Source organism: Streptomyces sp. NPDC093149 (genome assembly GCF_044754145.1).
Lineage (GTDB): Bacteria > Actinomycetota > Actinomycetes > Streptomycetales > Streptomycetaceae > Streptomyces.
The window spans coordinates 1-10,916 of sequence record NZ_JBIVON010000053.1; the positions used below are offsets into that span (position 1 = coordinate 1).

At 65.2% G+C, this 10,916-nt stretch carries 9 protein-coding genes and 1 pseudogene; all 10 read right to left on the reverse strand.

Annotation, left to right across the window (positions count from 1 at the left end; all coding sequences use genetic code 11):
- Positions 1-455 precede the first annotated feature (455 nt).
- Positions 456-1,031 carry a hypothetical protein gene (locus tag ACIQCZ_RS42080; RefSeq protein ID WP_402291437.1) on the reverse strand — a complete coding sequence of 192 codons (576 nt, stop codon included), beginning with the start codon at positions 1,029-1,031 and terminating at the stop codon, positions 456-458.
- An 84-nt stretch (positions 1,032-1,115) separates the two neighbouring features.
- Positions 1,116-1,874 carry a hypothetical protein gene (locus tag ACIQCZ_RS42085; protein WP_402291439.1) on the reverse strand — a complete coding sequence of 253 codons (759 nt, stop codon included), beginning with the start codon at positions 1,872-1,874 and terminating at the stop codon, positions 1,116-1,118.
- Between the two features lie 423 nt (positions 1,875-2,297).
- A complete protein-coding gene (locus ACIQCZ_RS42090) occupies positions 2,298-2,819 on the reverse strand; it encodes a DUF4265 domain-containing protein (RefSeq protein WP_402291440.1) in 522 nt (173 codons plus the stop codon).
- 551 nt (positions 2,820-3,370) lie between these two features.
- Positions 3,371-3,988, reverse strand: coding sequence for a type I-E CRISPR-associated protein Cas6/Cse3/CasE (locus ACIQCZ_RS42095; protein WP_402291442.1), 618 nt, complete (start codon positions 3,986-3,988; stop codon positions 3,371-3,373).
- 68 nt (positions 3,989-4,056) lie between these two features.
- The gene (gene cas5e, locus ACIQCZ_RS42100; RefSeq protein ID WP_402291444.1) at positions 4,057-4,794 is read right to left on the reverse strand and encodes a type I-E CRISPR-associated protein Cas5/CasD; all 738 of its coding nucleotides are present in this window, start codon (positions 4,792-4,794) and stop codon (positions 4,057-4,059) included.
- 1 nt (position 4,795) lies between these two features.
- A complete protein-coding gene (locus ACIQCZ_RS42105) occupies positions 4,796-6,037 on the reverse strand; it encodes a type I-E CRISPR-associated protein Cas7/Cse4/CasC (protein WP_402291446.1) in 1,242 nt (413 codons plus the stop codon).
- On the reverse strand, positions 6,034-7,968 hold the full coding sequence (locus tag ACIQCZ_RS42110; protein WP_402291448.1) for a type I-E CRISPR-associated protein Cse1/CasA: 1,935 nt from the start codon (positions 7,966-7,968) through the stop codon (positions 6,034-6,036). Before ACIQCZ_RS42110 ends, ACIQCZ_RS42105 begins: the two co-directional genes overlap by 4 nt.
- Positions 7,965-9,563, reverse strand: coding sequence for a DEAD/DEAH box helicase family protein (locus tag ACIQCZ_RS42115; RefSeq protein ID WP_402291450.1), 1,599 nt, complete (start codon positions 9,561-9,563; stop codon positions 7,965-7,967). The genes ACIQCZ_RS42110 and ACIQCZ_RS42115 overlap by 4 nt, the downstream gene beginning before the upstream one ends.
- 283 nt (positions 9,564-9,846) lie before the next feature.
- Positions 9,847-10,398 (reverse strand): GNAT family N-acetyltransferase, encoded by a 552-nt coding sequence (locus tag ACIQCZ_RS42120; protein WP_402291452.1) that lies wholly within the window; start codon positions 10,396-10,398, stop codon positions 9,847-9,849.
- A 329-nt stretch (positions 10,399-10,727) separates the two neighbouring features.
- Positions 10,728-10,916 (reverse strand): annotated as a pseudogene (locus ACIQCZ_RS42125) (glycoside hydrolase family 15 protein); the annotation flags it as partial.

The window sequence follows — 10,916 nt, forward strand, 5'->3', positions numbered from 1 at the left end:
CCGCCAACCTGCCCCAGCCCACGAAGTTCGGCACCTCGCAAGCACAGAGTCCCCGTCAGCGAACCGACGACGACTCATGAACGATCGAGGCTAGGCTCACCACGCACCTGGGAGACAACCTCTTCGGCATCCTCTGGGAAGTCCATCACCTCGACAGGCCCGACCCGGTCACCCTGATCAACTATTGCGCGATGCGCCCACACCCATTCTTCGTCCGGACCGTTATGGCGACCGCAGAAGTCGCGCTCAGGTACGCGAACCTACCGACGGCCAGCGAGCCTCGGCAGCAGTGCGGATGCCTGTTGACTTCGAGGCGGGGCACCGGGTGACTGGAGGTCGAAGGTCACTGGGAGAGAAGACGAGGCATCAAATCCTTGCGCCCGAAGTACGTATGTGCCTGATGGGGGTCGCCCGTCAGTAACTCCTTGACCTGGTCAATGGAAACAATGGGATGGTTACAGTCCGGCAAAGCAGTCGAGGAAAGTCCGGGGGCGGCAGAGACGATACTCGTTAGGGCCTCGCCCTCGGTAGCAGCAAACAGGAACCCCTTCGGAATGAAGTCGCTTTGTCACCTTCCAGAGGAGTTCCCCCGACGCTTTCACTCGATGCCCCCTGCGAGACAATTCGGGAAGAACGTTGCAGTACGAATCCTCGGACAAAGGGTTTCCTGTCACATCTATTTCGCATGGCTGCTTCAACTCCAGCAATGGACTCAGGTCCTCGATGAAATTCCTGGGAAAGGCAAGCTTCTGTGCGCCGAGTCGACCAAGTCCACACAGCACGCGAAGACCGCCGTCCTGAATGATGAGCGATTTCAATGTCCTGAGTGTGTTGAAAATCTCGAATGAAATCGGATCGCAACCGATGAAAATAGCAATTTCGAGGTGGGTGCAGCTTCCAACGGCTGAGAGATCGGTGGAGTATTTTACTGCCAGATCGGTGACCGACGTGAGTTCGCTACTGCTGTACGGGGGGCCGTGCCCGATTGCGTCGGACAACGCTACGGATATAGCCGGATCGTAGACCTTCATGTTGTTCTCTCCTGTTGTTGTGTCGGATGAGTTGGCAGCGTGCGGCATAGAAGCCGACGTTGAACGGATAGACCGGCATCGACATCATGCAGTCCCTTCTTCTTCACGGAGCAGAGATAGAAGCTTCGTGGCAGGGAACTCGGCGTTTTGAGGCCAGGACCGAGCAACTCTGGTGACGTCTCCTCGGTAAGCCGGGAAATCCCTCTCTGCAAGGGCAATTGCGGCTTGAGCTTGAACGCCTATCGACGGCACGTCGATGGCTCGGAAGAGTATCTCATCCGCTTCTTCTGACTGGGACTCCAATAGGGCGCTGATTGCTGCCGAGAATTCGTGATAAGTGCTCATTGTGTTGAAAATCAACGACTCAAGAGATTCGAGCAGGCGCAGAGGAGGGACGTCCGCGTCCACAAGCGCACTGGCAGCGGCCAGCGCAGCGCCGATTCTCACTTCGCTAGTTGTCGCCGAATTCAGAGACTCAGCGATGAGATCCGCATCTCCGGGTTCAGCCAAATTCATCATGGCCGCCAGTGCGCTTGCATGATTGGCGCCGTCCTCCTTCGCCTCCCGCTGACGTGCAGCCACCACCGGGGGTTGCCGGAGCAGTTGACGAGCGCTGGTGAGCACTTCGGCATCGAATTGTTCGAATGGATTCTCGATGCCGTGGCGCCACATGGCATCGTAGCTCTGGTAGTAGTCCAAGGCGATACCTATGCACGGCGTCTGATCACTCCGCAGTAGAGCCGTAAATGCTTCGATGAATGCGGATATGCTTGTTGGGGTCGCCAGTTCGAGGCAATTTGCCCTATTGGAATCGTTTTTGATTTGCGTAACCCACCAGTGCATTCCGGAACACTCCCTCTGTACAGTCGTTGGTGCCTGAGAAATGACTGGGGCTCGTGAACAAATCTGGCCCCATTAGCGGGCCGGTGGCCTTGGAGGAGGAAGGATCCCTTTGTTCGCTCGATCGATGCGGCGATCGTCCCGTCCCCGCTTGGGCATCCTTGCGCTCAACACGCACGTCGCGTGGCAGGCGTCAGCGACAGCCGCGCACGGTTAAGGCTCCGCCAGTGGCAACGACGGTCAGGGCCGAGGGATTGGCGCGCGGGCCGGCCCGGGACGGGAAGATGTTCCCCGTCCCGGACGGACAGGTGTGGTCGGGACGCGCGGGCAAGAGGGCCAGGGGACACGATCGGTGCCCGTGGCGCTCACGAACTCAAAGCGATCGAGGACCTGACGAGGAACTCCTGACAGCGATCTCCGGTTCGCTCAACTCGCGGAGTCCTGAGGTTTGCTCCGCTCGGATGTTACGAAGTATCCCCATTTCAGCAGGTGATAGGCGTGGAGGCGCTTCTCGATCTCCACATGCTCGTGAGAGCCAACCGGGCAGCTGAGGGCCACGTAACCCGGCTGCTCGTGGAATTCGTAATCAATACCGAGACACCTGCACTCCCTGATCAGATCGTCCTGAGGGTCTTCGTTCCCCTCGATCGTGGCGTTCTTATGGAACACGGCGTGAATGACGACGTTGCCGGACCGCTCGGTCACAGCGTCGACGGAATCTACGAACCTGCCGGACGAGGTCGTGGTGACAATGTCGCCGAGCGCTATCTTCAAGGTGGAGAGGGGGATGCTGCACAACATGTAGCGGCCGCCACCCAGTCGCTTCGCCGGCAATTGCTCCCAGTGGCCGGGCATCCCCGAGTCGGTCAAGTCGTACATCACGAACGAATCGGCCTGGTCGCGCCAGGCCGGATTCGGGTGACCACAGAGGTTTTCAATTCCGATCATTGTCTTCCTTCGTTCGAGAGCGACGTATTTGCTTGTGATGACACGGGTTCGATTCCTGTAGGGTGCGTGGGTCGACGGCATTTCTTTCCTGCGCATCGAATGTCACCTGGGCCTTGCCGTAACACGCATGGGTTGACGTCTCACGGGAGACCCTCAGCACACACCGGACGCTGAGGCCGAGAAGCCCGTCAGCCGGTGAGGCGCTGGGGACGGGCAAAGCAGTGGAGAACGGGGGTCGTGCCTGCGCACACGAGCGCGCGGGCACGGCCAGGCATCGGGCGGAGGCGTCGAAGGGCACTGCAGCCCCACCAGTGTGGGGAAGACGACGTAAGGCCGGCTCTGATCTCCCTCAGAACGGTGCATCCCCATGGGTATGAGGAGAGGATCGCCTGCGCTTCGTGGAGATCACTGCGACCCCACCAGCGTGGGGAGGTTCGAGCGCAGGCCGGTCTTGAACTCCCAGCACGTGGTACAGCCCCACCAATGTGAGGAGTTGGGAGATGGAGTTTCAGCAGGAAGATTACACGTGCTGGGTTTCCGGTTGTTGGGTTCTACCGGACCTGGTGGATGCGCAGCAGACCGCAGCCGTACGCCTTGGCAGGGCCGACGCCCTGCTCCAGGGCGTGTGCAAGGAGTGCAGGATCGAGGACACGGCTACGGGCTGTCATTTCCCGGTAGAGCGCGGTGATTCGGTCGCCCGATTGCGTGCGTGTCCCGGTCATGCGTATACGCTCGCCGGGATCGATGTGGTGGAGTGACGTTTCCAGTCCACTGCATGCCAGGCGGCGGTGCAGCCAGCGTGAGGCTTCGTCGGGCGTCGCCACGCTGACGCGCTTTCCGGTGAGGGTGTCCCTCCTGACGGGGTTGGCGATGACCTGTATGTCGATGATGTCGCCGGTGGTGACGTGATGCTCGACAGGGAAGACGTCTGCCCTGATGAGGCGTCCGGCAGCACGGAGGGGTTCCCAGTTGGGGTGCAAAGGCGCCTGGACCAGGATCTGTTCGGGTGGCGCGGCCGTGAGTCTTCGGGTGCGGCCGGACTGGGGTGTGCCGCGGCGGGCGGCGTACAGCACCTGAGCTGGGCGGGGTGTTTGTTCGGTTGTACCGGGGCTCTGGTTACTGAATCCGGACAGAACCAGCAAATGCAGGCGGTGCACGTCATCGCACACGGCCTGCTCGGGTGGGGAGAGAGTGAGCGCCGATCGGACCGTGGTGAAGGTGGCTGCAGGGCGGGGCGTCATTGTGGAAATTCCGAAGCAGGGGGCAGGGCGGTCGAGATCCGCAGGAACAGGGTGCGGTGATTACGGGCGGTGAAGCTCACGGGATTCTCGGAGCTGGGGAAGGCACCAGTGGCGGGCGGCACTTCGGTCCAGACGGTGGGCCGGGTCACGGTCGCTTCGGGCAGCAGACTGACGCGGCTGGGCCACTGGTCAGGCCCGTGCGGGGTCGTGCCGTGGGCGACGGGCCGGGCGGGCGGGCAGCAGTGCCGGCCCAGGAACAGCAACCGGGCTGGTTGACGCAGCGCAGTGTCGATGGTGTGCGCGAGCTGCGTGTTCTCGGTACTCAGCCCGGCGAGGAATGCTGCGTCTATGAGGTAGTGCTTGGTGATCAGGACCGGGTCGCGGCTGCCCTTCTTCCGTGAGGCCCGGAGCGTTCCCTCGGGGCTCATATCCGGGTCGCGCGGTGCGCCGTACCAGTGGTCCGGATTCGGGGCCGTTGGGCCGGTTGGTGGGAAGCGTCCGCCGCCGGCGGTCTGCTCGTCGGCCATCTGCTGGCCGGGCCGGTCGGCGCGGACGGCGAAGACCATCTGGGTCAGGTCGTGCAGAGGTGCGTCAATGCTGAGTCCCAGGGCATTGGCGACCAGACCGACGACCGCGCTTTTGGTGGGGCGCGAGCGGGTGGCACGCTCTTCCCACTGTGATGATGTCCCGTACGACTGCATCGGGCCGGTCAGGCGGAGCAGCACGGTGACCACGTCAGTATCCCTTCACGTTCAGTACATCGGGGAGGTCTGGTGGTGAATCGCCGGCAGGCGACTGCCACAGAGCGGTTCCACCGCGCAGGTCGAGGTGGTGGAGGTAGGCGGCCAGCCGGGCGGCAGCGTGAGTGCCTGCCGGTTGTGAGGTGATCGCGTCTTCGAACGCAGGGCCAGCCGTCAGGGCCTCGTCGCTGGTGGCGATCACGGCAAGGGTGGGGCGGGGTGGTGACCCGGTGCGCGAGCGTTTGCCTGAGGGCAGGCTGCGGATGATGGCCCGTGTCCACCGGCGCTCGGCACTCTGAGCCAGGGCTTCGACCTCGTCGTCCGTCTTGCCAGAGAGGGCCAGGTTCAGGCGCAGCTGGCGCCGGTCCAGCGCGGCCTGCCGGTAGAGCGTGCCCGAGACCAGGTACTGGCGTCCCAGTATGCCGGTGTTGGCGAAGACGCCGCCGTCCTGGTAGTCGTCGCCCGCCGTGAACTCGTCGGTGACTCGGTTGAGCGGGTCGACGCTGAAGCCGTGCGCGACGTGGGCGGCGGAGAAGACCCTGCTGCGGGGGAGCCCGGCGAGCATCCGGCCAAAGAGCGCTATCTCTTCCACCGTGCCGGGTTCCAGGGCTGCTTGAGCGGCGGTGACCAGAGGTTCGGGAACCTCCGTGGCCGGGCTCACCGTTTGTGTCTTCCTGCCGGATGATGCGCCTCGGCCGGCTTCTGCGGTCAGAGCGTCGGCGATGATCTCGTCCATCCGCTCCCGCTGCCTGGCAAGTTCGTCCCAGTGCGACATCACGAGTCGGCTGAGCTGCTGCGCGCTGTCGGCGGGCACGTAGGTCATGACTTTGGTCCGGCCGGGGTTGGCCGGGCTGACGTTCAAGCCGACCGCGGCGACGATGAGCGCTGCGGCGGGTATCGCGTCGGCGAGGTCGATGTCATATTCCGTTTCGAGATGCTGGGCCACGGCGTGGGGGAGTGACCGGGTGGAGACGGCGCTGGTGCGGTCGTGGCTGCCGTCCGTGCGCAGGTACTCGCGGGTGGCCCGGACCAGAGATTGGGAGGAGACCCGCATCCGTTCGACATCGCCGTACCGGAGGGTTTTGGGTAGGTCGTTCATATCCTGGTTGAGGCTCACACCGACCACCGTGGTGAGCGAATGAACTACCACGAAGGGCCCGGGGTGGTTGGTGATGTCGGTGACCTGCCCCTCGGCCGGTATTGGTCGAGGGGTGAGGTCGGTGGTGTGAGTGGTCATGCGGCGAGGTGTCCTTCTCCGGAGGGGGCGGGCTGGCGGCGGGGCGGTAGCGGCTGGCTGGTGTAGAACTGCGTCTGCCAGCGCTCCTGGATGTCCGGGCCCCAGTTCGCGAGGTCGTGCATGAGGCTGGTCCAGTCCGGGGTCATCCGCCGCGCCGCGGCGAACCGGATCTGCTGCAAGAGCAGGGGTCTGAGGTCCCCCAGGCACGAGGCGCCGAGTATCAGCGTCATAGCGGCTCTGGTGGGCTGGTGCCGTGGCCCTCGGTGGTGCCCGGTGCCGAAGGCGCGCATCAGCCGGGCAAGTGGTGCGTTCCCGTACGGGTTCTCGGCGCGGGACGCCCGCCGGTGGGCGGCGAACAGGGCCGCGGTCAGCATGCCCGGCTGGTGCATGTCGTCGGGCACGATCCGGGTGACGGACGAGTAGGCCGGATTGGTCATGGACGGTTCAACGGCCCAGGCGGCGAGGTGCGCGATGACACCACGGGTGTGGGGGCTGCGTGCCCAGCTGCCCAGTTTCCGTGTCAGTACGTCGACAGGGTCGCAGGACTCCGATTCCGCAGGGCGGTACGGCGTGTCGGCGGTGGTGAACAGACTGTCGTCGAGGTCGAGGTCGAGGTCGAGGTCGCCGCGCAGTGCGCTGGCTCGTTCCTCGTCGGATGCGTGCATGAAGGCCTCCTTGAACAGGTACGCGGAGCCAAAGCCGGGCGCGGTGTCTGCGGCCCGGTGTCGGGTTGTCATGACGCAGGCGGCGGCTTTCTTCCCTCTGGCATCGGCGAGCAACGAACCGGGCAGAAGGACGTGGCGCGTGTTGACGATCTTCTTGTTACGGATCACGGCCAGTCCGGTGACCCGGACGTCCGGAGGCTGACAGCCGATGGCTTCGGCGGCCCGGCGCGCGACGTGTGCCCAGCTGTCTTCAGGTGCTGTCCACCAGCTGTGCAGCAGGGGCGCCGCGTCTTCTTCGCTGGTTACGGCTTCCGCGGACAGGCGGGTTCCTGCCGCGGTTGTCAAGAGGTCACGGCAGCCGGGCCGCGTAGTGATGAGCGGGGCCGCCTGCGTGCCGGCCGCCCACCCTTGGGCGAACATGGTGCGGGCCACAGTGCCGTCGGCACGTGGCAACAGCAGGATCCGGCGTGGGTGCCAGGTCAACGCGTCCGCCTCCCCGTCGGGAACCAGGCCGTCCTGGCCAGCTGTCGCCTGGGCAGTGGCGGATGCCGGGCGTGGGGTGTAGGTCCAGTGGGCTGTACCGAGCCCTGGGGCGGGCAGAGGCATCAACCGCCAGGCGAGCATTTGTGCCACGGTGCCGTCAGGCTGGATGACCAGCCCGCCGCACGCGTCCGACCGGCGGCCGAAGTTGGACCCCTTCCCGTAGACAGCGTCACTCGCGGATATCCGTCCGCCCAGACACCACATCTGCTGGACCAGAAGCAGCCCGGCCGCGCAAGCGGAAGACACCGGTGTGGATGCGTACAGATGGCGATGGTCGGACAGCAGCGGCCGTCGGATGGCCGCGGTCAGGTCGAGGTACAGCACCTCAATTCCGGCGTCGGGCCGGTCGCTGGCTGCCGCGTGCAGCGAGCCGTCCTGGAACAGCGGCCTGTTCGGATGGAACAGGTCCAGGTCTGCCGCACGGTCGCCCACCCAGCACACCGCTGGCTCCAGGTCGATGCCATGGCGGACCTGGTGCCAGTACTCCTGCCGCCCTGACGGGCCGCATCCTGCCGCATACGCGACTGCGGTAAGCAGTCGGGCGGTCGCCGCCCACAGCAGAGGATCGGTGGTTGCCAGACGCACCCGGCCCGCCTGTTCCAGTACCTGTGTGAGCGACAGCAGGGCATGCCGACCGGACGGGTACACCGCCTCGATGAACGGCAGAACAGCGAGACTGGCCGTAGGCGGGCCAGCCGCCTGGGACGATGCCGCGCCCGTCACTGCTCCGGCTCCCCCTCGTCGAGGACAGCCAGTTGTGCCGCCAGATCCGTCAACGCGCGGGCATCCTCAGGGGACTGCGCCAGCGCCTGCGTTCCGGCCGTCGCCCGCAGCATCCGCGCCAGCCACTCCTCCTCTGTGGTGTGCGCCGCATACACGTACAGAGTCAGCGAGCGCTCACCATCGCGCTGGGTCCGTCCCTCCGCCTGCAGACCGCGTTTCCCACCGGTCAGAACATCAGCAATCACACAGGCCCGCGGAGCCCGCGTCGCGTCCTTCCCCTTGCCCGCACCACCACGTTCACCCGCATGAAGATTGATGCCCTCAAGCGAGTTGACGACCGCGACCAGGGCCCGGCCTCCCTGGAACGCCTGCCGCTTCAGCTCCCGGATGCCACGCGAGGCGCCGGTGATCTCCACCACCCGGTCCCGCAGACCACGCGCCTTCAGCTCCGCCGCGGTGAGACGCGCAATGGCGGAGACGTTGTCGAGGTACCAGGCAGGAACCACCACCTGATATCCGTCCTCCACCAACCCCGCCACAATCTCCGCCACCTTCGGCGCCTTGAGAAGCGACGCCTTCTGCACGCGGCGCAACGCCTGCGACGTACCGTCGACTGTGCCGTCCGTGATTTCCAGCCCGTGCAGGGCCCGGAACTCTGTCCAGGCGGACTCGTAGCGCTCCCGGTCGCTAGGAGAGAGCTCTACCGGGCGCAGTTCCCGCGTCATGGGCGGCAAGCCGAGTTCCTCGGCAGTGGCGGTCGCTCCGACACCCTGGGAGAACAGCAAGGACTCGACCATCTTCACGTCGCCTCCGCTCAGATCATGAGCCCACCGCCCCTCATGATCTGTATTCAGCTCAAACCCGAGTTTGCCCAGCCACGCCACGTAGTCGGCCTTGCTCAGCTGGCCCGGTGCGCCGACGCCGGCGGCATGCGCCAGAAGGTCACTCACATACGCCGTCTCCTCCGGACTGGAAAAGGGCGAAGCCGAGGCACGCAGAAACCAAGGCCGCGGCTTGCTCCCAGGAGCGGGGAGGACCAGCCGGTTGATCATCCGAGAACGCAGAGAGGTCGGCGACGCCAGCATGTGCGACTCGTCCACGATCACCGCGTCGAACGCGACACGAGGAACTCCTCCCTCGGCCGCCAACTCGGCGGCCCTGTCGATCGGGAGGGAGTTGAGCTGCCGCACAGGGTGATCGAACAACCGCCACAACTGCTCGGGGTTGATCACCACCCAGCGCTTGCCGCCACTGCCGAAATACCCGATCGCGCTGCGCCATGCAGGGACCACGTCCAGCCTGGTCACCACGAGCACCGCACGCACATCCGGCAGATCGAGCGTCCCGCAGATGACCATCGCCGTCTTGCCCGAGCCCGTCGGATATGCCAGAAGGAAGCCAGGCGCCCCGGACGCGTGCGCCTCCTTCATCATTCTCACCGGCTCGACCTGGTGCTCCCTCAGGGCCGGGCGTTCCCGATCCGCAGGGGGAGGCGGCAGACGTCCGTTCAGAATGTCCTGGACCATCCACTCCAATGAGAACACCGGCGCCGCGTAGCCGACCAGGGCGCGAGGAAGACGCCTTCCCCGGAACACGGGAAATCTCCATCGGGCATCCTTGCGAACCCCGGGAAGGCTGGGTGCTCCCTGACGCAGGACGAACAGATGCTTGTCCTGGGACGCAGAACTGGGTATTGGCCGTACGGCCGGGGAACTCACGACGTCGTGCTCCTGGTGCTCAATGAGGTGGGTTGTGACGAGTCAAGGGAGAGGTAGACGAACCCTGCGGACGGCGGGTCTCGCCGCGCTGGTGCGGCGCACGCATGGGGCGCGTTGTGAAACGGCCGAGCTGTGCGGAAGCCACCGTGTTGGTGGCGGCTCAGTCACGTGCAGGGCATTCAGGCGGGAAAGGGGTGAAGCCCCCTACTTCGGTCACTGGTAATGCCGGTGACCGCACGGCCGGGTGTTGCATGAGCGAGTACACGGAGCCGGTGCCAGTGTGCACCGGGCGCACGTGCTCCCAGCCGAGGGACGTATGGAAGTGCTCGGCCAGCCGAGAGTCGGGAACACGAGCCCGGATGAACACGTGGCCGGTGCGGGCAGCCAGATCTGCGGCCCACCGAGTCAGCAACCACCCCAAGACCTCACTGCCCGGTGCCGGATCGGTGACCATGAAGGCAACCTCGAATGCAGGCTGCGCGGCATCGCGTTCCGTCCGCTCTCGGCGAGGCATGTGCGCGATGAGCGTCACAGCTCCGACGACCTGAGCGTCCCAGGTCATGACCACGTGCTCCGACGCAGCACGTTCGGCATCCGCCAGCGTCAACATGCCGCGTGCGACACCGCGAAGCTTCAGCGTCCGAAGCCTGGCCCTCACCAGAGCCTGCACATGGGGCAGGTCATCCTCCTGGGCGGGACGTATCTCGTACACGGGTGTTCTTTCACTTTTGGATGTCGAAGCGGCCAAGAACGTCCCGGCTGTTCCGAGCGCGAGTGGCTTTTGTATCGGCTGCAGGGCCGTCGGTCCCGGAGGACCGGGCGCCCTGCCGGCCAAGAACCGGGGGCTGGGGGCGGACATCACAGGGCGGCCCGCAGAGGGGGTGGTGAAGTGACCCCGCGGGCATGTCCGTCACGCGGATCCGGGACGCTCCTTGCATGCGTGTCAGGCTCCGTGCCCACAACGTCGCGACACTGAGGGGCGATCCCTGCACCTGCCCGACCGGAGTCGGCGTAATCCGTATCCGTGACTGTCCGGCGGCATGCCCCAGCCGATCCAAGGCCGAGCGCACCTTCGATCGATGTCCAGTGGTTGAACGTCTGGGGGAAGTTCCCCACCTGGCGCTGCAGCCGGGAGTCCCACTCCTCCGCGAGCAGGCCCAGATCGTTGCGCAGGGACAGCAGCCGCTCGAAGAGCTGGCGTGCCTCGTCGACCCGGCCGATCATCGCCAG